Here is a 20,806-nt window from a genome sequence, read left to right on the forward strand (position 1 = left end):
CGGGGCGTGCGTACGGCCGCCGTGTCATTCCCGGCCGGTACGCGCGCGTACCCGCTCGGTCAGCTCACTCTGGTACTCGGTGTAGGCGGCCCGCAGCCGCGCCCCCGGCCAGTCGGCGGGCAGGAGTTCGGGCGGCAGCACCGGATCGGCCAGCAGATGCCGTACGGCGGCGGCCAGCGCCGTGAAGCGGCCGGCGTACCCGTCCGTGGCGGCGATGTGGTCCAGCAGCGCCCGCGCGGTGGCGGCCCAGGCGTCCAGGGGCCACAGGCTCCCGGCCAGTTCCCGCGCGGGGGCGGCCGGGCGGGCCGTGTACCGCTGGGCCACCGGATCCAGGTCCTCGGGGAGCGGGCGGACGAGGTTGGCGGGGCGCAGCCAGACGCCCTCGCGCAGTTCGGCCAGGCGCAACTCGGCGAGCCGGGTGCGCAGTTCGGCCCGTTCGGCGGGGCCGCGGCCGGCCGCGGTGATCACCACCATCTCCCAGTCGCCGTCCCACGCGCGCGTGCGGGGCCGCACCGACTCGTCCTGGCGGCGCTGGCGCTCCAGCAGCCGGTCGCTGAGCCGGTAGACGGTGTCCGTGCGGTGCAGATCCCCGGCGGCGACCATCCGGCTGAGGGCGGCCCGCACCGTGGACCCGCCGACCCCGAACGGCTCCACACCGCGCACCAGGTCCTTCGCCGGCAGCTCGGGCGGATGGCTGCCGAGCAGCAGGCTCAGCACGACCGAGCGCGCGGACAGGGGACGCAGGGCGAGCCCTTCCGCCGTCGGCGCCGTGTCGTTCGTCCGCATGAGCACGTACTGTACGCACCGATCTTCATGTTGCACTCTTGCTGCGGTCGCAGTGAAAATGCAACACTCGCCGTATGGACCTGACACCCGAGCACGCGCCGTACGCCACGCACGACGTCACCAACCAGCCACCTTTCCTCGCGCCCTACGACGCCTCCGAGGACGTCGCCCTGCTGGAGGGGCTGCGCCGGGAGGGCGCCGGATGGGCCGAGCGGGACATCCGGCGGCTCGGCGCCCTCGCGGGCGGCGCCGAGGCCCAGGAGTGGGCGGATCTGGCCAACCGCCACGAACCGGAGCTGCGCACCCACGACCGCTACGGCCACCGGATCGACGAGGCGGACTTCCACCCGAGCTGGCACGAGCTGATGCGGGTCGCGGTCACCGAGGGGCTGGCCGGGGCGCCCTGGGCCGACGACCGCGAGGGCGCGCACGTCGTCCGCAGTGCGGGCGGGCTGGTGTGGGGCCACACCGACGCCGGGCACGGCTGTCCGACGTCGATGACCTACGCGGCCGTCCCCGCCCTGCGCGCCCAGCCGGATCTGGCCAAGGTGTACGAGCCGCTGCTCACCAGCCGGGAGTACGACCCGGGGCTGCGGGTGCCCACCGAGAAGCGGGGCCTGCTGGCCGGCATGGGGATGACCGAGAAGCAGGGCGGCTCCGACGTCCGGACCAACACCACCACGGCCACACCCACGGGCGAGCCCGGCGTGTACGTGCTGCGCGGGCACAAGTGGTTCACCTCGGCGCCCATGTGCGACGTCTTCCTGGTGCTGGCCCAGGCGCCGGGCGGACTGTCCTGCTTCCTGGTCCCCCGGATCCTGCCCGACGGCACCCGCAACACCTTCCGCATCCAGCGCCTGAAGGAGAAGCTCGGCAACCGCTCCAACGCCTCCTGCGAGCCGGAGTTCGACAACACCGTGGCCTGGCTCGTCGGGCCCGAGGGGCGCGGTGTGAAGACCATCATCGAGATGGTCAACTGCACGCGCCTGGACTGCGTGATGATGTCGGCGGCCCTGATGCGCAAGACCCTGGTGGAGGCAGGTCACCACGCCCGGCACCGCAGCGCGTTCGGCGCGCGGCTGCTCGACCAGCCGCTGATGCGCAATGTTCTGGCCGACCTCGCCCTGGAGTCGGAGGCCGCCACGACGCTCACGCTGAGGCTCGCGGGTGCCGCCGACCGCGCGGTGCGCGGGGACGCCGGGGAGGCGGCGTTCCGGCGGATCGCCACGGCCGTCGGCAAGTACTGGGTCACCAAGCGCGGCCCGGCCTTCACCGCGGAGGCCCTGGAGTGCCTGGGCGGCAACGGCTACGTCGAGGACTCGGGCATGCCCCGCCACTACCGCGAGGCGCCCCTGCTGTCGATCTGGGAGGGCTCGGGCAACGTCAACGCCCTCGATGTGCTGCGGGCGCTGGGCAAGGAACCCCAGGTGGCCGAGGCGCTGTTCGGCGAACTCGCCCTGGCCCGGGGCGCGGACCCCCGCCTGGACGCGGCCGTGACCCGCCTGAAGGACGCGCTCTCCAAGGCCACCCAGACCGGCGCCCGGCGCCTGGTGGAGCACATGGCGATCACACTCCAGGCGTCCCTGCTGGTGCGGCACGCCCCGGCCGCGGTCGCCGACGCGTTCTGCGCCACGCGGCTCGGCGGCGACTGGGGCCACGCCTTCGGTACCCTGCCCGACACGGCGGACCTGGGCGGCATCCTGGACCGGGCGCTTCCCGCCGCACACTGACCGGATCGCACACAGTCACGTCCCGATTCCGCGTCGTTGTCGGTGCGGTGGTGCACACTCCGAACCAGGTGGTAATTGCCTGGGGAGGACTACGTGTTCACGGGGATCGACGAGGTCGACTGGGCCTCGATGCGACATGCGTACGGAAGCGCCGAGGACGTGCCCGCGCTGTTACGGGGGCTGGCCTCGGCGGACTCCGCCGAGCGGGAGACCGCACTGGACGCCATGTACGGCGCGGTGCACCACCAGGGCGACGTGTACGACTCGACGCTCGCCTGCGTCCCGTTCCTGTTCGACCTGGCGGCGCGTCCCGAACTGCAGGACCGGGGCGCGCTCGTGGAACTCCTCGTCAGCATCGGCGGGGACGACACCGACGGCGCCGCCGCGGTACGGGCGGGCGCGGAGACGTTCGTCCGGCTCGCCGGGGACCGGGACCCCGGGGTGCGGCGGACCGCACCGGGCGCGCTGGTGCGCTTCCTGGACGAACCGGCCCGGGTGCTGGACCTGCTGAGGGAACGGATCACCGTGGAGCGGGACGACCGGGTCCTGCTCGCCCTCACCGAGAGCCTGGGCCTGTACGCCCGGAGGCACCCCGCGCACGCCGACGCCGCGGTGGACCTCCTGGACGCGCAGAGCGCCGAGCCGTACGCGCCGGAACTGCGGCTCGCGGCCCTGGGTCAACTGGCGGGCTGTGCCCCGGACCGCACCCCGCCGGATCTGGTGCCCACGGCCCTGGGACTGCTGCGGGAGCGGTCCGAACGGCGCGCCCGCCGGGCGGTGGTGTGCACCCGCCCGTACAGCGACACCCTGGTCGGGCGTCTGCGCCGGCTGCGGCCGTCGGACGAGGAGGGTTCGCATCTGCTGCGCACCCTGCACCAGGCGCTGGACGACCGGGTCACCGACCGGATCGCCCTGCTGGTGGGGCAGTTGCGCAGCCCCGACTGGGCGGACCGGTGCAACGCGGTGTGGATGTCGGGCCCGTTGCTGCGCGCCTGGCGGGCCGACTTCAGCGAGCCGGTGGCCCTGATCGGGGCGCAACTGGCCGAGGAGGACGACCGGTTGCGGGACGCGGCGGTGGCCGCGCTGAAGCCGCTGTTCCGGCTGGCCGCCCCGGCCGCCGACGACCTGCACGCCCTCGTCACGGCCCGCCCCGGCCTGTGGGTGCGGCAGTGGGAGCGGGGCGCTCCGACGCTGGGCGATCCGCTCCGGGCGCTGGTCCGGTGCGGGGACCCACGGGCGGTGCCCGTGCTGGGCGAGGTGCTGGCCGGGGCGGTGGTGCCGGACGACCTGGGTCATGAACTCGCCTGTCTGGGTCCGGCCGCGGCGCCCCTGGCACCGGCGCTCCGCCGCCACCTGGGCTCCCTCGCCCTCGACGATGCGGCCACCCCGGGGCGGGCGGGGCCGCTGCTGAGCGGGCTCCGGGCGCTCGGGGAGCCGGGGGCCGTACCGGAGACCCTGCGGCTGCTGGAGGGCCGCCCTCCCGGTGACCGTTCCTGGGACTCGGCCGTCGAGCACGCGCTCCTGGCGCTCGGCGCGTGGGGAGCGAGGGCGCGAGATGCGGTCCCCGTGCTCCGGGGGCTGCTGGACACCGAGTTCGGCGTCGCGGCGGCGGCCGCGCTGTGGGCCGTCGAGGCGGACCCGGCCTCTGTACTGCCCGTCCTGCTCCACGAGTTGGCGGACCAGGACTCCCCGCGGTGGGTGACGGCCACGGACACACTGGGCCGGATGGGGGCGGCGGCGAGTCCCGCGCTGCCGGTGCTGCGCCGGGCGGCGGGGGCCGCGGCGACAGCACAGGCGCGTACGGCCGCGGCGGTCGCCCTGTGGCGGATCGGCGGCGAGACGGCAGCCGTGGTGCCGGTACTGCGCGCGGCGTGGCAGGAGCAGCCCAGGCTGCGCCGCACGATCGCCGGGTGCCTGCTCGCCATGGGTCCGGCGGGCTCGGAGCTGCGGGACCTGGTGGAGCGGGAACTGGCCGCGCCACGGCGGCACACGGACCAGGAGCACAGCTACAGCAGCCACGACATCGCGCACGACGAGGAGCTGTTGAGGATGTGCGGGGAGGTGTTGGAGGGGCCGTAGGCGGGGAGGGGTCCCCCGCGTAGGCCTCAGCCCGTCGTCCGTAGTCCGTAGTCCCTCGGCCTCAGCCCGTCGTCCGCCCCCACATCGGGCCGAACCGTGCCCACTCGGCGTCCCACCGGTCGATCCGCTGCCGTTCCAGCCGTCCGCACAGGGTGCGGCCGCCGGCGAAGGGCACCATCGCCGCGCCCGTCCCCACCAGCACACCGGCGAGTGCGGCGCGCAGCCGTGCCTGGGCGGCGGTGGCGGGCGCGGTGACCAGGCGGCCCGCGCGGTCCGTCCAGACGGTAACCGCCGATCCGGCCGCCCGGCCCGGGCTGACCCGGACCTGACCGGTGCGGTGGGAGCCGTCGGGGGCCGTCCAGCTCACCTTGGCCCACATCTGCTCGCCGTTGGGGACACCGGGTGTGCCCTCGGTCAGCCGGGCCTGCGCCGGGCGCCACTCGGCGCGCTCGCGGGCCATGCCCCGCTCCACGGAACCGGCCGTGAGCAGGCCCACCGCCACGCCCACCAGGACGGTGGCCGCCCAGGCCCCCAGCAGCACCCAGGACTCCACCACATCGGCGCGGCGCTTGAGCGGATTGCGCCGCCAGCGCCACAGCCACGCCCTCGGACCTCGCAGCGCCATCGCGGGGCTCCTCCTCATGCGCACACCGATCTGCCCGACCGACCTCCCATACGGCGCGGGGGCGCCGGATGCTCACGGGCTCCGTGATCGGATCGCCGGACTGTTCCGGTCCTCGCCGCGCTGACCTGCGGCGGGGCGGCTTGGAGAGGTGACTGTCAGTGGTGGGGTGCAGACTGGCCGGTGACTGGGACACAGACGTCGCGGAGGTGTTCGGCATGACCGAGGTACTGCTCACCGTGGGGACCCGAAAAGGCCTGTTCATCGGCAGGAAACGGGGTGAGACCTGGGAGTTCGACGAGAGTCCGTACTTCAACGCGCAGGCGGTCTACTCGGTCGCCATCGACACCCGCGGCGAGCGGCCCCGGCTGCTGGTCGGCGGGGACAGCGCGCACTGGGGCCCGTCGGTGTTCCACTCCGACGACCTGGGCCGCACCTGGACCGAACCGGCGCAGCCCGCCGTCAAGTTCCCCAAGGACACGGGCGCTTCGCTGGAGCGGGTGTGGCAGTTGCACCCGGCGGCGGCCGAGCCGGACGTGGTGTACGCGGGCACCGAACCGGCGGCGCTGTACCGCTCGGAGGACCGCGGCGAGAGCTTCGAACTGGTCCGGCCCCTGTGGGAGCACCCCACACGCTCCCAGTGGGTGCCGGGCGGCGGCGGTGAGGGCCTGCACACGGTCCTCACCGACGAGCGGGACCCGGGGTCGGTGACGGTGGCCGTGTCCACCGCCGGTGTCTTCCGCACCACGGACGGCGGCGCGAGCTGGGCGCCCTCCAACTCCGGTGTGTCGGCGGTGTTCCTGCCCGATCCCAACCCGGAGTTCGGGCAGTGCGTGCACAAGGTGGCGCGGGACGCGGCCAACCCGGACCGGCTGTACCTGCAGAACCATTGGGGTGTGTACCGCAGCGACGACGCGGGGGCGCACTGGACGGACATCGGCGAGGGGCTGCCGTCGACCTTCGGCTTCGCGGTCGCCGCGCATCCGCACCGCGGTGACACGGCGTACGTCTTCCCGATCAACGCCGACGCCGACCGGGTGCCCGCGGAGCGCAAGTGCCGGGTCTTCCGTACGGCGGACGCGGGCAAGACCTGGGAGCCGCTGTCGGCGGGCCTGCCAGCGGAGGACCACTTCGGCACGGTGCTGCGGGACGCCCTGTGCACCGACGACGCCGACCCGGCGGGCGTGTACTTCGGCAACCGCAACGGCGAGGTGTACGGCTCCGCCGACGACGGCGACAGCTGGCGGCAGTTGGCCTCGCACCTGCCGGACGTGCTGTGCGTGCGCGCGGCGGTGATCGCATGAGCCGCGGCCGCTTATCGCCGGGCGTTGGCCACCGGTTGATCTCCGCCGTGTGTACGGCAGTAGGGTGACGCCCGTGGCTCCACGACCCTTGCATGAAATCGTCGAACCGGGCTGGGCGAAGGCCCTCGAACCCGTCGCCGGGAAGATCGCCGAGATGGGCGACTTCCTGCGCGCCGAGATCGCCGCGGGGCGTACGTACCTCCCCGCCGGTCCGAACGTGCTGCGGGCCTTCCAGCAGCCCTTCGACGAGGTACGCGTCCTGATCGTCGGCCAGGACCCCTATCCCACCCCGGGGCACGCGGTGGGGCTGTCCTTCTCGGTCGCGCCCGATGTGCGCCCGCTGCCCGGCAGCCTGATCAACATCTACCGCGAGCTGCACACCGACCTCGGGTTGCCGCAGCCGTCCAACGGTGACCTCACGCCGTGGACCGAGCAGGGCGTGCTGCTGCTCAACAGGGCGCTGACCACGGCCCCGCGCAAGCCCGGCGCGCACCGCGGCAAGGGGTGGGAGGAAGTCACCGAGCAGGCGATCCGGGCCCTCGCGGCGCGCGGCAAGCCGCTGGTGTCCATCCTGTGGGGCCGGGACGCCCGCAATCTGCGCCCGCTGCTCGGCCCGCTGCCGTCGGTGGAGTCCGCGCATCCCTCCCCCATGTCGGCGGACCGCGGTTTCTTCGGTTCACGGCCCTTCAGCCGGGCCAATGACCTGCTGATACAGCAGGGGGGTCAGCCGGTGGACTGGCGTCTGCCGTGACCGCCGAGCGGGTGCTCCTGGCCATCGACTCCGGGGGCTCGGGCGTGCGGGTCGTCGTCGGCACCGTCGAACGGGGGGTGCTGGGGCGCCGGGAGTCCCGGGTACCGGTGCGCACCGGGGCGCGGGGCATCGACGCCGGGCATCTGATGGAGCAACTGGTGCCGCTGGTGCGGGAGCTGACCGCCGAGTGGGGGTTCACGGAGGTGGGCACCGCCGCGCTGGGGGCCGCGGGGCTCGCCACGTTGGGGGACGACCTGCGGGCGGAGCTGCCGGGGGCGCTGCGGCGGGAGTTCGGTGTGCGCGCGCTCGCGCTGGCCGCCGACGCGGTGACCGCCTACGTCGGGGCTCTCGGGTCCCGGCCCGGTGCCGTCGTCGCCGCCGGTACGGGTCTGATCGCGGTGGGCACGGACCTGACGCGCTGGCGCCGGGCGGACGGCTGGGGTCATCTGCTGGGCGACAGCGGCGGGGGCGCGTGGATCGGGCGGGCCGGTCTTGAGGCGGCGCTGCGGGCGTACGACGGGCGGCCGGGCGGGTCGGTCGCGCTGCTCTCGCGCGCGGAGGAGTTGTTCGGGCCGATGCCGGGGCTGCCCGGCCGGCTCTACCCGCGGACCGACCGGCCCGCCGTCCTGGCCTCCTTCGCGCCCGAAGTGGCCGCCTGCGCCGGGAGCGATCCGGTTGCCGCGGGCATCCTGCGGGAGGCGGCCCGCGCCATGGCGGAGTCCGCGGCGGCGGTCTGCCCGGCGGAGGGCGAGCCCCGAGTAGCGCTCACCGGCGGGCTGTTCAAGATGGGGGACGTGCTGCTCGGCCCCCTCGACGAGGAGTTGTCGGCGCGGCTGCCGCACGCGCGGCGCGTGCCGGCCGACGGTGACCCGTTGCTGGGGGCGGTGCGGATCGCGACCGATCTGGCGTCCGGGGCACTCACTCTGCCGAGTGACGTGGCGATGCTCGGCGTGGTCACCGGCGAGAGGGGTTGATCGTCCGGCCCGTCCGGTGCCGCAACGCGCGTAACTCATCAGACAAAACCGGACGGATACCGCTCACCTGCACCCTCCCCGAACAGGGGAGCACCGGAAACCAGTAACATGCGGCGCCATGAGCACCCCCACTGGGCCCGCCGGCCTGCCAGTACGAATGCCGCGCCCCCGCCAGCCCGGGCGGCACCGCCGACCCGAGCCTCTGGCCGCGCCCGAGGGCGCGCCCGCGCTCGTCCTCGCGGTGCCGGGCTCACCGGGTGCCGGCACGCGCAGCCTCGCCGAGGAGGTCGTGAGCATCGCCCGCTCCGAGCTGCCCGGCCTCGACGCCCGGATCGGGTACCTCGACGGAGACGACGCGGAGTTCCCCACGCTCCAGTCCGTCCTCGCGCACACCGCCCAGGAGCGCACCGCCCGCTACGAGCAGGCGATCGCCGCGGGTGTGGAGGCCAAGGAGCCCGAGGGTCCGGTGGCCGTCGTGGTGCCGCTGCTCGCCGGTCCGGACAGCGCGCTGCTGCGCCAGGTCCGCCAGGCCGTGATGGACAGCCGGGTCGCCGCCGATCTGACCGACGCGCTCGGCCCGCACCCGCTGCTCGCGGAGGCGCTGCACGTGCGGCTGTCGGAGGCCGGTCTGGCCCGCGCCGACCGCGCCCGCCTGTTCACGGTGGCGACGGCCGCCGACGGCATCATCCTGGCCTCCGTGGGCGGCGAGGAGGCCGTGCAGGCGGCCGGGATCACCGGCATGCTGCTCGCCGCGCGCCTGGCCGTGCCGGTGATGGCGGCGGCGCTGGACCAGGAGGGCTCGATCGCCTCCGTCGCCGAGCAGCTGCGCGGTTCCGGGTCGCAGCAGCTCGCGCTCGCGCCCTACCTGATAGGGCCGGAGATAGACGCCGCGCTGGTCGAGGAGGCGGCGAAGGAGGCGGGCTGCCCCGCCGCCGAGCCGCTGGGCGCCTACCCGGCGATCGGCAAGCTGGCGCTGGCCAAGTACACGACGGCCCTGGGGATCGCGCCCCAGCAGCCGCAGGGGACTCCGGTCCGCTGACGGCGACGCACGCGAGAAGGGCCCGCTCCGGGATGGGAGCGGGCCCTTCGTCGTACCGCTGAGTCGTACCGCTGAGTCGTACCTCTGGGGCGAGGCGTCCGGGATCAGCCGATGACCACGCAGGACGCCGCGGGGACCTCGATGGAGCCGCCGTAGCGGGGCAGGCCCGAGGCGGGGTCGACGGCGAACCAGGCCACGTCACCGGAGCGCTCGTTGGCGACGTAGAGGAAGCCGTTCGCCTCGGTGAGGGCGCGCGGCCAGTGGCCGTGGCAGGGGACGGTGGCGAGCAGCCGGAGGGTGTCGCCCCCGACGGCGAACACGGACAGGACGTCCTCGCCGCGGGTGGCGGTCCACAGGAAGCGTCCGTCGGGGGCGACGGCGATGCCCGACGGGTAGGCGTCGCCCGCGGGGGCGCCAGGCAGCACCGGCGTCTCGGACAGGGGCTTGAGGGAGCCGTCGGCGGCGTCCCAGCGGCAGACGGTGACGGTGGGGGTCAGCTCGTTGACCACGTACGCGTGGCCGCCGTCGGGGTGGAAGGACAGGTGGCGGGGGCCCGAGCCGGGGCGCAGGGCGTACTCGCCGTGCACGTCGAGGTGTCCGTCGGTCAGCGTGCAGACCCGGACGGAGTCGGTCCCGAGATCCACGCTGACGGCCCAGCGCCCACTGGGGTCGGTCTGCACCTGATGGGCGTGCGGGGCCTGCTGGCGGGGCGCGTACGGGCCCGAGCCGGTGTGCGGGAGGACAGCGGCGGGAGCGGGAGAGAGCGAGCCGTCGGAGCGCACGGGGACGGCGCTGACACTGCCGGAGCCGTAGTTCGCGGTCAGGACGTGCCCGGCGTGCAGAGCGAGGTGCGTGGGTCCGCTGCCGCCGACCGGTGTGGGCGGCGCGATCAGCTCGGGTTTGTCCCCGGTGACGCGGTACGCGGCGACCGCGCCGTCGGTCGTCTCGCTGACCGCGTAGAGCGTGCGGCCGTCGGGCGCGAGGGCCAGATAGGCCGGGTCGGGCACGTCGTCCGCGCCGGAGAGAACGGTCAGGGCCCCACTCCCGGCGTTCACGGCCGCGGCAACGATTCCGGGCCCCCCGGCGGCCGTGAACGATCCGATGAAGGCCCGCCTGCGCTCGTCCGCCACCACTGTCCCCTCTCGGTCGGGTGCATCCGGAGGCGACGGTAGCAGTCGATCATGCGCGGTCTAGACCAAGTGGGGGTCGTGTACCGGCGAGTGCGTCTGCCCGGGTGGTCGGGGGGCCCGGGGCGGGGCGCGGGGCTGGGCGCGGGGTCAGGCGCCCACCAGCGGTGATCCCGACGGTGTGCGCAGCGGCGTCGCCAGTTCGGCCAGGGCCCGCTCCAGGCCGTGCAGGTGGGCGAGGGCCGGTTCGGTCGCGGTGGTGTGGGTGGAGGGCGCCGCCGGTTCGTCGGGGGTGTTGCCCGTCAGGGCCTCCACCGCTGCCTCCACGCGCCAGCACGCCGCCGCGAGGCGGGCGTCGTGGGAGGCCTCCGGGTCGGCGGCCACCGCCACCAGGCCGCGGATTTCGCGGGCGCAGTCGTCCAGCAGGGCGAGGACCCGGCGGGCGCGGTTCTTGCGGCTCAGCATGGGGTTCAGGGGGTGGACCAGGGGGGCGACCGAGAGGCGGACGCGGGCCAGGAGCTGCTCCAGTTCCGCCACCCTCGGGGCGGGGTCCGCCGTCGGCGAGCCCGCCAGGCGGGCCGCTGCCTCCGCCGTCGCCGCGTGGACGCAGCGCAGGGCGCGCTGGATCCACGCGTCCGTCGTGGCGTGGGTCGTCACGGGCAGCACGAACAGGACCGCCAGGACGGCGCCCAGCGCCCCCACGGCGGTCTCCGCGAGCCGAAGCGCCAGCAGGGCGGGTTCGAGGACGCCCAGCAGGCCGTAGAGGAGTTCCGCGAGGAGGGTGACCCAGAGCATCATCCAGGTGTACGAGACCGCCGCCGTGTAGAAGATGCCGAAGACGCAGACCGCGAGGATGACGGCGGAGGGCACCGGCGCGCCCGCCACGGGGACGGCCACGACCAGGCCCAGGCCGATGCCGATCACCGTGCCGAGGACCCGGCGGAAGCCGCGGACCAGCGTCTCGCCGCGCGAGGTGGTGTTCACGAAGACCCACCAGGTGGCGCCGACGGCCCAGTACCAGCGCTCTGCGGAGACCAGCTGGCCCACGACGAGGGCGAAGCCCGCGCCGGCGGTCGCCTGGACCGCCTGGCGGGTGGTCACACGGGACAGTCCGGTGCCGCCGGGGGCGGCAGGTACCGGCGCAGGGGGCAGGCGGCGCTCGTAGCACCACAGGCCAAAGCGGACACCGGCGGCGACGAGCAGGGACAGCAGGACGGCCGCGTACAGCTCGGGGAGGTGGCGCGGGGTCGCCTGGAGGAACTGCGCCACGAAGTACGTCATGAAGGCGAACACGCCGAGGCTGTGACCGCGCGGGCCCCACCGGCGGGCGTACACCCCGGCGCCGACGACGGCGAGGAAGGCGAGGTCGCGGGCGAGCGGCTGGTCGTGCAGTTCGGCGGCGGCGACGAGCACGGGCAGCCCCACGACCGGCAGCAGCGCGGTGGTGACCGCCTGGCCGCGGACCGTGGAGTCGGTGACGGTGAACAGGGCGAGCAGCGCGGCGAGGCCGCCGGTGACGGCGCCGACGAGGGAATGGCCGGCGAGTCCGCAGACCACGACGGCGAGACCGATGCCGAGCACGGCGCGCACGGCGAAGCGCAGCCGCACGCGGCCCGGGTCCGGCGCCACGAACACCCTCTTCAGCACTGCCTACCGCCCCCTGATCAGACATGGCACGAAAAAGGCGCCGCGGAGGTCCGCAGCGCCATCGACGGGTTCATTGCAGCATCCACCCATCTGCTGGCTCAAGTCGTCTCCCATATGCTGGGCCATTGGCATAGACATTTCGGACCCCGTCCGCCCACCGGCGGGCCAACGGTTCAGACGCGACAGGCGCGAGGAGGACGGCCCCATGGCCGTGGACGAGCTGGACACCCGGATCCTGCGGCTCCTGCTGGAGCAGCCGCGCACCAGCGTGCGCGAGTACGCCCGCATCCTCGGGGTGGCCCGCGGCACCCTCCAGGCGCGCCTGGACCGGCTGGAGCGGAACGGGGTGATCACCGGCACCGGGCCCGCCCTCTCCCCCGCCGCGCTCGGCCATCCAGTGCTGGCGTTCGTGCACATCGAGGTGACCCAGGGCCACCTCGACGACGTGGGCGACGCGCTGGCGGCCGTGCCCGAGATCGTGGAGGCGTTCTCGATCACGGGCGGCGGGGATCTGCTGACCCGGGTGGTGGCGCGGGACAACGCCCATCTGGAGGACGTGATCCAGAAGCTGATCAGCCTGCCCGGCGTGGTGCGCACCCGGACCGAGGTGGCACTGCGCGAGCGGGTCCCGCACCGGCTGCTGCCGCTGGTGGAGTCGATGGGCCGTACGGCACGTAAGTGACGCTTGGCATGCTGGATCCCATGAGCAGGCTCGGCGGCATCTCGGTCATCTTCGATCTCGACGGAACACTCGTGGACAGCGAGCCGAACTACTACGAGGCGGGCCGGCTGACCCTCGCCGAGCATGGCGTGCCGGACTTCACCTGGGCCGATCACGAGGCCTACGTCGGCATCAGCACCCTGGAGACGGTCACTGGCTGGAAGGCCCGCTACGGGCTCCGGGCCTCCGTCGAGGAGCTGCTCGCCGCGAAGAACCGCCGGTATCTCGAACTCGCCCGCGCCTCCACGCGCGCGTACCCAAAGATGCGCGAGTTCGTCGAGCTGCTGGCCGCCGAGGGCGTGCCGATGGCCGTGGCGTCGGGATCCTCACCGGAGGCGATCGAGGCGGTGCTGGCGGGTACCGGCCTGGCCGCCCGCTTCGGCACCGTCGTCTCGGCAGACGAGGTCGAACACGGCAAGCCCGCCCCCGACGTCTTCCTGGAGGCCGCCCGCCGGCTGGGCGCCGAGCCCGCCCACTGCGTGGTGCTGGAGGACGCGGCCCCGGGCGCCGCCGCCGCGCACGCGGCCGGCATGCGGTGCATCGCGATCCCGTACGTCGCCGCACACGCCGACGCCCCCGAGTTCGCGACGGCGGGTCTGCTGCTGCGCGGCGGACAGGAGGAGTTCACGGCAGGGGCGGCTTACGCGTGGCTGGCCGGGAGGGCGCACCCGTGAGCCTGACGCGTGGCTGACCAGAGAAGCCCCCTGACCCTCACGCGTCCCGAACCCCCTCACGCGTGGCCGGAACTGGCCCCTCCAGACCCGTTGACCCCCAGCCGCCCCGTTCCTATCGTCTGGTCGACCATCCGCACATTGTTCGATATATCGACCGGCGCAGAGGAGCAACCCCATGGCACCGCCCCTCTCCAGACGATCCCTTCTCCGGGCCGCGGCCCTGGCCTCGGCCGTACCCGCGTCCTCCCTCTCCCCCACGGCCGCCTCGGCGGCACCCACCGGCTCGGCGACGCTCCCCGCACCGGACGCCTGGACGGTACGGCCCTTCCCGCTCGATCAAGTCGCCCTGCGCGACGGCCTTTTCGCCGACAAGCGCGAGCTGATGCTGGATCACGCACGCGGTTACGACGTGCACCGGCTGCTCCAGGTCTTCCGCGCCAACGCCGGTCTGCCCACGGGTGACGCGGTGGCTCCGGGCGGCTGGGAGGGCCTCGACGGGGAGGCCAACGGCAACCTGCGCGGCCACTACACCGGGCATTTCATGACCATGCTCGCCCAGGCCTGGGCCGGCACCGGCGAGCAGGTCTTCGCCGACCGGCTGCGCACGATGATCGGCGCGCTGACCGAGGTGCGCGCGGCGCTCCGCGAGGACCCCGCGGTGACCGTGGCGGAGGGGCGGTTCGGCACGGCGGTCGAGCAGATCCGCGGCTCGTACCAGTACGTCGACCTGCCGTCCGGCACCCTCGGCGGCGTCCGAGCCGTCACTCTGTCCGCCTGGGTGAAGCCCGCCCACGACGGCGCCTGGGCCCGGGTGTTCGACTTCGGCGACAACACCACGCGCTATCTGTACCTGGCCGCCCGCAACGCCGAAGGCGTTCCCCGCTTCGCCCTCACGACCGACGGTCCGGGCGCAGAGCAGGGCGTGAACGGCACCGCGGCACTCCCGCTGAACCAGTGGAGCCACCTCGCCGTCACCCTCGCCGACGGCACCGGCGTCCTGTACGTCAACGGCACCGAGGTCGCCCGCAACACCGCGATGACCCTCACCCCGGCCGCCCTCGGCACCCCGGCCAACAACTGGCTGGGCCGCTCCAACTACCCCGCCGACCCCGTCTTCGCGGGCGCCTTCGACGAGTTCAACGTCTGGTCGCGGGCCCTGACCGGCGCCGAGATCGCCGCTCTGCGGGACAGCCGCGCCGCCGACAGCCCGGCCGGAAGCGGCGACCTGGCCTCGTACGCCTTCGACGAGACCTCCGACGGGACCTTCGCGGACGGCTCCGGCCACGGCCGTACCGCCACCCTGCGCCGCACCTGGGGCGGGCCGAGCCATCCGGGGTTCCTCGCCGCCTATCCGGAGACGCAGTTCATCGATCTGGAGTCCCGGACCAGCAGCGACTACACGAAGGTGTGGGCGCCGTACTACACCGCGCACAAGATCCTCAGGGGTCTGCTGGACGCCCACCTCGCCACCGGCGACGACCGCGCGCTCGACCTCGCCTCGGGGATGGGCGACTGGATGCACTCACGGCTGTCGAAGCTGCCCGGGTCCACCCTGCAACGCATGTGGGGACTGTTCTCCAGCGGTGAGTTCGGCGGCATCGTCGAGGCGATCTGCGATCTGCACGCCCTCACCGGCAGGCCCGAACACCTCGCGCTGGCCCGGCTGTTCGACCTCGACCGGCTCATCGACTCCTGCGCCGCCGACACCGACATCCTCGACGGCCTCCACGCCAACCAGCACATCCCGGTCTTCACCGGGTACCTGAGGCTGTACGACGCGACCGGCGAGCGGCGCTACCTCGACGCGGCCCGCAACTTCTGGGGGATGGTCGTCCCGCATCGTATGTACGGCATCGGCGGCACCAGCACCGGCGAGTTCTGGAAGGCCCGGGATGTCATCGCGGGGACCATCAGCGCCACCACGGCCGAGACGTGCTGCGCGTACAACATGCTGAAACTGAGCCGGACGCTGTTCTTCCACGAGCAACGCCCCGAGTACATGGACTACTACGAGCGGGCGCTGTTCAACCAGGTGCTCGGCTCCAAGCAGGACCGGCCCGACGCGGAGAAGCCGCTCGTCACCTACTTCATCGGGCTCACCCCCGGCCATGTCCGGGACTACACGCCGAAGCAGGGCACGACCTGCTGCGAGGGCACCGGCATGGAGAGCGCCACCAAGTACCAGGACTCGGTGTACTTCGCGGAGGCCGACGGCAGCGCGCTGTACGTCAATCTCTACAGTTCGTCCGAACTGACCTGGGCGGAAAAGGGTGTGACGGTCACTCAGGCCACGGCCTTCCCGCGCGAGCAGGGGACCACGTTGACCGTCGCGGGCGGCAGCGCCTCCTTCGAGCTGCGGCTGCGGGTGCCGTCGTGGGCCGTGGCGGGGTTCCGGGTGACGGTCAACGGGCGTGCGGTGAGCGGGACTCCGGTGCCGGGCCGCTACTTCGGGGTGTCGCGCACCTGGCGGAGCGGGGACACGGTGCGGATCTCCATGCCCTTCCGGCTCCGCGTGGAGAAGGCGCTGGACGACCCCTCGCTCCAGACGCTGTTCCTCGGCCCGGTGAACCTGGTCGGCCGGAACTCCTCGACGGAGTACCTGCGGTTGGGCCTGTACCGCAACGCGGGCCTCTCCGGAGACCTGCTGCCCTCACTCACCCCGGTGTCCGGCAAGCCGCTCCATTTCACCCTGGACGGCACGGAGTTCGCCCCCTTCCACGAAGGGACGGAGGATCCCACCCACGCCTACTTCCGGCGCGTGGAGCCACGGGTGGTGTTCGGGGGTGTGGACTCGGGTGTCGCCAACCCTGCCCGCTCCGACGGCACGACGCTGCTGGACGAGGTCTGGGCGGGGGCTCCGTTCGGCGGCAAGGGGGCTCTCGTGGCGCGGGTGCGGGCGACTGTGGACGCCTGGGTGGCGGAGGGGCTGCTCGGCGCGGCCGACGGGCGGGCGGTGGCGGCGACGGCGCGGCGGGCCGGGTACGCGCCCTGAGCCCCAGGTCGTGTCCGCGAGGTCCGCCCGACGCCCGGCGCCTAGCGGTAGTCGGGGTTGGGCGCGTCCAGCCGGCAGCCCGCGTCCCACTCGGAGCGCTGGTTGCCGTGGGCGGGGATCCCTCCGTTGCGCTTGAGCAGGGCTGCCATGTGCATCAGGTTCCAGGTCATGAAGGTGGTGTTGCGGTTGGTGAAGTCGTTCTCCGGACCGCCCGAGCCGGGGTCGAGGTACGACGGCCCCGGTCCGGCGGGGCCGATCCAGCCCGCGTCGGCCTGGGGCGGGATGGTGTAGCCGAGGTGCTGGAGGCTGTAGAGGATGTTCATCGCGCAGTGCTTCACGCCGTCCTCGTTGCCGGTGATCAGACAGCCACCGACGCGTCCGTAATAGGCGTACTGGCCCGCCTCGTTGAGCAGCCCCGAGGCGCCGTACAGCCGCTCGATGACCTTCTTGGTGACCGAGCTGTTGTCGCCGAGCCAGATGGGTCCGGCGATGACCAGGATGTCGGCCGCCATCACCTGCTCCTGGATCCGGGGCCAGGCGTCGGTGGCGAAGCCGTGCTCGGTCATGTCGGGGTAGACGCCGGGCGCGATGTCGTGGTCGACGGCCCGGACGACCTCCGTGCTCACCCCACGCGAGTCCATGATCGACCGGCTCTTGTCGATCAGGCCCTGGGTGTGGCTGAGCTGCGGTGAGGGCTTGAGCGTGCAGTTGATGTACAGAGCACGCAGATCGTCGAAGCGGTAGGCGTCGGTGGCGGCTGCGGTCATCACGGGCTCCTTCGCGCGGAGGTGGTTCCGACAGCAGCCTCTCGCTCGGGGGCGGTCCTGTCGCGCGAGCTCACCCGGACGGAGTGGTCTAGGAGCGGCGGCGGGGCTTGCCGCGGCGGCCGGGGGCGGCCTTCTTGCCCGGTGCGGGCTTGCGGCCGGGCTGCTCCTGGCCCTTGGGCCGAGCTTTCGCCCTGGGCTTGGCCTTCGACTGGTCCTTCGCCTTGGCTTTCGGCTCGTCCTGGGGCTTGGCGCGGCCCCGGGTGCTGTTGACGGTGCGGCCGCGGACCACGCCGATGAAGTCGTCGACGAGGTCGGTCGTGGCCTCCTCCGGCCAGCACAGGGCGACGCCGGACTGGGGGGCGTCGACCAGGGTGCGGTAGGTGAGGTCCTTGCGGTGGTGCAGGCGGGCCAGGGACTGCGGCACGATCAGCAGGCCCACGTTCGCGGCGACCAGCTCGATCGCGTCCTCGGTCGTGGCGGGCCGTTCGAAGCCGGGCTCCCCCGGCGGTCGCTCCCAGCCGAGGACGTCGTCCAGCGGGTGGAAGACGACCTCGTCGGCCAGATCCTCCGCGGTGACCTCGTCGACGGCCGCGACGGCGTGCTCCTTGGGCACCACGACCACGGTGGTCTCGGTGTAGAGGGGGATCGCGCTGAAGTACGTACGGTCCACCGGCAGCCGGACCAGTCCGGCGTCCGCGCGGCCCTCCCGCAGCGCCTGCGGGGCCTCGGCCGCGGTGACCGGGACCAGGTCGAGGGGGGTCTCCGGGTAGCGCTCCTGCCAGATCCGCGCCCACTTCGCCGGGGTGGCCCCGGGCACGTAGGCGAGCCGGAAGGTCTGGGGTGCTGCCGAGCCTGTCACCTGGCCAGGTTACCGGCCGTGGTCGGGACAGGTGTCACCGGTCGATACCCTGGAGGCATGACGCAGCACCGGAGCACCCAGACGATGAAGCCCGCGACCGCGGCCAAGAAGCTGGGTGTGTACCTCGACGCCACCCCCGCAGAGTTCCGTGAGGGTGTCGTCTCGCGCGCCGAGCTGAACGCGCTCCAGGCCGACCCGCCGGAGTGGCTGCGCGAGCTGCGCCGCAACGGTCCGCACCCCCGGCCGGTCGTGGCCGCGAAGCTCGGGGTGTCCATCTCGGGCCTGGCCCGCGGCGGCATCACCGAGCCGCTCACCACGGAACAGATCGAGGAGCTGAAGCGGGAGCAGCCCGAGTGGCTGCAGAAGGAACGCGCCACCCAGGCCGAGGTCCGCAAGGAGGCGGCGCGGGTGAAGGCGAAGCAGACCGAGCGCGCGGCACGCGACGACGCCTGACCCGTCCGTCGCCCGGTCCCGGCGAAACCCGAATGCGGACAGGCGTACGACCCTGGGATCATCCCTCGCATGTCGTACCGCCTGGAACCGCTGGTCGTCCGTCACACGCTCCGCCTGCCCGCACCCGCCGGTCCCTCGGGACAGGGGGCCGCGGCCGCGCGGCAGTTCGACGCTGCCCTGATGCAGGTCGGCTTCAAGCTCTCGGCCGAACTGCTCGCCCGGCTCTCGGAGTTGTCCGAGGAGACGGTCGTGGACACCGCCGTGCGCACGCTGCCCGTGGTCCGCGAACTGGTCGGCGACCACGTCCGGCACAACGCGTACTTCATCGACTTCCCGGCCAACATGCCGGACACCGTGGACTTTTGGCGGGACTGCGTCCTCAAGGCCCTCGCCGACGAGAAGGTACGGCCCGGCATCCTCACCCAGTTGAGCGCGGGCGTCCTGAACCTGCTGACGCTGCCCGCCTACGGCCGCTACCACCACTCGTACGAGGAACTGCTCGCCGCGCACGAGGAGTTGATCGCCGCCGCCGGTGACCGGGTGACCGTGCTGCACCTGGGCGGGCAGCTCGACGAGGAGGTCCGCGCGCTGTACCTGGCGCTCGCCGGGTCGGTCACGCCGCTGGGCGACGAGCATCTCGCCGATCTCGCGGTACTGGCCGAGGCGTGCGCCGACGGGCCGCAGCCCGAGGCGATCCCGGTGCGGGAGAACCGCGCCGTGGTCAACCGGGCCCGGCTGGCGGCGGGCGCCGCGCCGCTGCTGGACACGGTGACGGATGTACTGCGGCTGGCCTGCGCGCTGTCCGACGGCGATGTCACGCTCCAGGAGCCCACCAGGTTCCTCTCACTGTCCCGTCCGGTGCGCCGGGCGCTGCTCGCGGGGCTGGACGCCCTGGTCGCCGACGCGCCGGGCAAGCTGGCCGATGTCCTGGTGCACCGCGAGGAGTTCAAGCGGCTCGGGGAGCGGCTGCACCCGCACGAGTACCCGCGGTGGCCGCACGCGGCCGAGGTGTTCGCGGTGGCGCGCGGCGAGCGCAAGGCCCCGTCGTTCACCGGCCGGGTGGAGGCGCTGCTCGACGCGGGCGAGGTCGCCGAGGCCGCCGCGCTGCTGCAGCACGCGCCCGGTCGACTGTTCCGGTCCTTGGACCGGCTGCTGCGCACCTGCGGGACGCGGGAGGAGCGGGACGCCGTGGTGGCCGCCGCCGAGGCGGTCGCGCCCGAGGTCGCGGGGCGCGTACTGCTGTCGGTGCGGGAGCACCTGCACAACAGGGCCGAAGCAACAGGTGCGCGCCGGGTGTTCATCAACCGGCGTGGCCGGGCCTGGGTGACGGACCCGCTGCGCACGCCGCTGCCGGAGCCCGAGCGCGCGCGGCTGATCGAGCTCCTCGATGCCGAGATCGGCCGGCGGCTGCCGGAGCCGGGGGAACTGTTCGTCGACCCGGACGTGCTGGATGTGGCGCTGCCGCTCAGCGGGCGGGCCACGGCGGCCGGGCTCGGTGTGCTGCCGCGCGGTTCCCTCTCGCCGGTCGAGGGCGAGCTGCTGCGGTTCTTCGTGTACTGGAAGGAGCGCAACCGCCCCACGGACTACGACCTGTCGGCCCTGATGCTGGACGAGAAGTACGCGACGGCGGGGTGGCTGTCGTACACCAACCTCACGGAGGTGGAGGGCGAGCACTCCGGTGACATCACCGAAGCGCCCTATGGGGCCTCGGAGTTCATCAACCTGCGGCTGGGGGCGGTGCGCGGCGCGTTCGTCGTGCCGCAGGTCAACATCTACTCCGGTGAGGGCTTCGAGGAGGTCGAGGAGTCGTTCTTCGGGTTCATGCTGCGTGAGGGTGAGCAGAAGGGGCGGCCGTTCGAGCCGCGGACCGTGCGGATGAAGTCGGAGCTGCGCGGCCCCGGCCGGGTGGCGCTGCCGCTGGCCTTCCTGCGCGGGACGGACGGGCGGTGGCGGGCGAAGTGGCTGCACCTGTATCTGCACGGCTCGCCGTCGGCCAACCGGGTCGAGGGGAACCGGGTGTCGGTGGCGACCCTGCTGCGGGGCATCGTCGAGCGCGAGCAGGTGACGGTGCGGTACCTGGTGGAGCTGATGGCCGCCGATTCCGTGACCGTGTGGGACGGCGGGGAGTTCCCGGACCGTCCGGTCACCTGGATCGGGCTCCAGCGGCCCGAGGGGCTGCACCCTCGGTCCCGGATCGTGACGGTGGAAAATCTGCGCGACCTGATCCCGGAGTGACTGGTAGCGTAAGGCGCGGCGAGGCCATGAGGGGGCTTCCTTCTAT

General features: G+C 73.5%; 17 protein-coding genes. 11 read left to right on the top strand and 6 right to left on the bottom strand.

Annotation, left to right across the window (positions count from 1 at the left end; translation table 11 throughout):
- Window positions 1–24 precede the first annotated feature (24 nt).
- Window positions 25–786, bottom strand: coding sequence for a PaaX family transcriptional regulator C-terminal domain-containing protein (locus ACZ7L7_RS08080; RefSeq protein ID WP_285512317.1), 762 nt, complete (start codon window positions 784–786; stop codon window positions 25–27).
- 74 nt (window positions 787–860) lie between these two features.
- Between ACZ7L7_RS08080 and ACZ7L7_RS08085 the strand changes: the two genes are divergently transcribed.
- Window positions 861–2,516: an acyl-CoA dehydrogenase family protein gene (locus ACZ7L7_RS08085; protein WP_285512318.1), complete on the top strand. Its 1,656-nt coding sequence runs from the start codon at window positions 861–863 to the stop codon at window positions 2,514–2,516.
- Window positions 2,517–2,609: 93 nt separating this feature from the next.
- Complete coding sequence (locus ACZ7L7_RS08090) at window positions 2,610–4,595, top strand: HEAT repeat domain-containing protein (protein WP_472075306.1); 1,986 nt, start codon at window positions 2,610–2,612, stop codon at window positions 4,593–4,595.
- Window positions 4,596–4,656: 61 nt separating this feature from the next.
- Here the strand turns inward: ACZ7L7_RS08090 and ACZ7L7_RS08095 are convergent, their stop codons facing one another.
- Complete coding sequence (locus tag ACZ7L7_RS08095; protein ID WP_285512320.1) at window positions 4,657–5,220, bottom strand: Rv1733c family protein; 564 nt, start codon at window positions 5,218–5,220, stop codon at window positions 4,657–4,659.
- Window positions 5,221–5,435: 215 nt separating this feature from the next.
- On the opposite strand from ACZ7L7_RS08095, the gene ACZ7L7_RS08100 reads away from it, so the two are divergent.
- From ACZ7L7_RS08100 to ACZ7L7_RS08115, 4 genes are all read left to right on the top strand, one after another.
- Window positions 5,436–6,521: a WD40/YVTN/BNR-like repeat-containing protein gene (locus ACZ7L7_RS08100; protein ID WP_285512321.1), complete on the top strand. Its 1,086-nt coding sequence runs from the start codon at window positions 5,436–5,438 to the stop codon at window positions 6,519–6,521.
- A gap of 73 nt (window positions 6,522–6,594) precedes the next feature.
- Window positions 6,595–7,272, top strand: coding sequence for a uracil-DNA glycosylase (locus ACZ7L7_RS08105; RefSeq protein ID WP_285512322.1), 678 nt, complete (start codon window positions 6,595–6,597; stop codon window positions 7,270–7,272).
- Window positions 7,269–8,246 carry an N-acetylglucosamine kinase gene (locus tag ACZ7L7_RS08110; RefSeq protein ID WP_471591870.1) on the top strand — a complete coding sequence of 326 codons (978 nt, stop codon included), beginning with the start codon at window positions 7,269–7,271 and terminating at the stop codon, window positions 8,244–8,246. The genes ACZ7L7_RS08105 and ACZ7L7_RS08110 overlap by 4 nt, the downstream gene beginning before the upstream one ends.
- 118 nt (window positions 8,247–8,364) lie before the next feature.
- On the top strand, window positions 8,365–9,285 hold the full coding sequence (locus ACZ7L7_RS08115; RefSeq protein WP_453603757.1) for a sirohydrochlorin chelatase: 921 nt from the start codon (window positions 8,365–8,367) through the stop codon (window positions 9,283–9,285).
- A gap of 104 nt (window positions 9,286–9,389) precedes the next feature.
- Here the strand turns inward: ACZ7L7_RS08115 and ACZ7L7_RS08120 are convergent, their stop codons facing one another.
- Together ACZ7L7_RS08120 and ACZ7L7_RS08125 are read right to left on the bottom strand one after the other, a co-directional pair.
- On the bottom strand, window positions 9,390–10,418 hold the full coding sequence (locus ACZ7L7_RS08120; RefSeq protein ID WP_471591869.1) for a lactonase family protein: 1,029 nt from the start codon (window positions 10,416–10,418) through the stop codon (window positions 9,390–9,392).
- Between the two features lie 144 nt (window positions 10,419–10,562).
- Complete coding sequence (locus tag ACZ7L7_RS08125) at window positions 10,563–12,059, bottom strand: FUSC family protein (RefSeq protein ID WP_285512326.1); 1,497 nt, start codon at window positions 12,057–12,059, stop codon at window positions 10,563–10,565.
- Between the two features lie 205 nt (window positions 12,060–12,264).
- Here ACZ7L7_RS08125 and ACZ7L7_RS08130 point away from each other — a divergent pair, with 205 nt between their 5' ends.
- From ACZ7L7_RS08130 to ACZ7L7_RS08140, 3 genes are all read left to right on the top strand, one after another.
- Window positions 12,265–12,741 (top strand): Lrp/AsnC family transcriptional regulator, encoded by a 477-nt coding sequence (locus ACZ7L7_RS08130; RefSeq protein WP_285512327.1) that lies wholly within the window; start codon window positions 12,265–12,267, stop codon window positions 12,739–12,741.
- Between the two features lie 20 nt (window positions 12,742–12,761).
- The gene (locus ACZ7L7_RS08135) at window positions 12,762–13,454 is read left to right on the top strand and encodes an HAD family hydrolase (protein WP_285512328.1); all 693 of its coding nucleotides are present in this window, start codon (window positions 12,762–12,764) and stop codon (window positions 13,452–13,454) included.
- Window positions 13,455–13,629: 175 nt separating this feature from the next.
- Window positions 13,630–16,446, top strand: a complete 2,817-nt coding sequence (locus ACZ7L7_RS08140; RefSeq protein ID WP_472075310.1) for a beta-L-arabinofuranosidase domain-containing protein — start codon at window positions 13,630–13,632, stop codon at window positions 16,444–16,446.
- A 41-nt stretch (window positions 16,447–16,487) separates the two neighbouring features.
- On the opposite strand, the gene ACZ7L7_RS08145 is transcribed toward ACZ7L7_RS08140, so the two are convergent.
- Together ACZ7L7_RS08145 and ACZ7L7_RS08150 are read right to left on the bottom strand one after the other, a co-directional pair.
- On the bottom strand, window positions 16,488–17,213 hold the full coding sequence (locus tag ACZ7L7_RS08145; protein WP_453603764.1) for a flavodoxin family protein: 726 nt from the start codon (window positions 17,211–17,213) through the stop codon (window positions 16,488–16,490).
- Window positions 17,214–17,301: 88 nt separating this feature from the next.
- The gene (locus ACZ7L7_RS08150) at window positions 17,302–18,072 is read right to left on the bottom strand and encodes a LysR family substrate-binding domain-containing protein (RefSeq protein WP_453603766.1); all 771 of its coding nucleotides are present in this window, start codon (window positions 18,070–18,072) and stop codon (window positions 17,302–17,304) included.
- Between the two features lie 57 nt (window positions 18,073–18,129).
- On the opposite strand from ACZ7L7_RS08150, the gene ACZ7L7_RS08155 reads away from it, so the two are divergent.
- The gene (locus ACZ7L7_RS08155; RefSeq protein ID WP_453603768.1) at window positions 18,130–18,525 is read left to right on the top strand and encodes a DUF5997 family protein; all 396 of its coding nucleotides are present in this window, start codon (window positions 18,130–18,132) and stop codon (window positions 18,523–18,525) included.
- Window positions 18,526–18,594: 69 nt separating this feature from the next.
- Window positions 18,595–20,760, top strand: coding sequence for a TerD family protein (locus ACZ7L7_RS08160; RefSeq protein WP_472075312.1), 2,166 nt, complete (start codon window positions 18,595–18,597; stop codon window positions 20,758–20,760).
- The last annotated feature ends 46 nt before the right edge of the window (window positions 20,761–20,806 follow it).

The sequence above is a fragment of the Streptomyces sp. NPDC110618 genome, from assembly GCF_055657065.1.

Coding starts and splice junctions, on each gene's coding strand:
- ACZ7L7_RS08160 (WP_472075312.1), top strand. CDS start 18,595: ATGTCGTACCGCCTGGAACCGCTGGTCGTCCGTCACACGCTCCGCCTG.
- ACZ7L7_RS08135 (WP_285512328.1), top strand. CDS start 12,762: ATGAGCAGGCTCGGCGGCATCTCGGTCATCTTCGATCTCGACGGAACA.
- ACZ7L7_RS08130 (WP_285512327.1), top strand. CDS start 12,265: ATGGCCGTGGACGAGCTGGACACCCGGATCCTGCGGCTCCTGCTGGAG.
- ACZ7L7_RS08140 (WP_472075310.1), top strand. CDS start 13,630: ATGGCACCGCCCCTCTCCAGACGATCCCTTCTCCGGGCCGCGGCCCTG.
- ACZ7L7_RS08115 (WP_453603757.1), top strand. CDS start 8,365: ATGAGCACCCCCACTGGGCCCGCCGGCCTGCCAGTACGAATGCCGCGC.
- ACZ7L7_RS08145 (WP_453603764.1), bottom strand. CDS start 17,213: ATGACCGCAGCCGCCACCGACGCCTACCGCTTCGACGATCTGCGTGCT.
- ACZ7L7_RS08100 (WP_285512321.1), top strand. CDS start 5,436: ATGACCGAGGTACTGCTCACCGTGGGGACCCGAAAAGGCCTGTTCATC.
- ACZ7L7_RS08080 (WP_285512317.1), bottom strand. CDS start 786: ATGCGGACGAACGACACGGCGCCGACGGCGGAAGGGCTCGCCCTGCGT.
- ACZ7L7_RS08095 (WP_285512320.1), bottom strand. CDS start 5,220: ATGGCGCTGCGAGGTCCGAGGGCGTGGCTGTGGCGCTGGCGGCGCAAT.
- ACZ7L7_RS08155 (WP_453603768.1), top strand. CDS start 18,130: ATGACGCAGCACCGGAGCACCCAGACGATGAAGCCCGCGACCGCGGCC.
- ACZ7L7_RS08085 (WP_285512318.1), top strand. CDS start 861: ATGGACCTGACACCCGAGCACGCGCCGTACGCCACGCACGACGTCACC.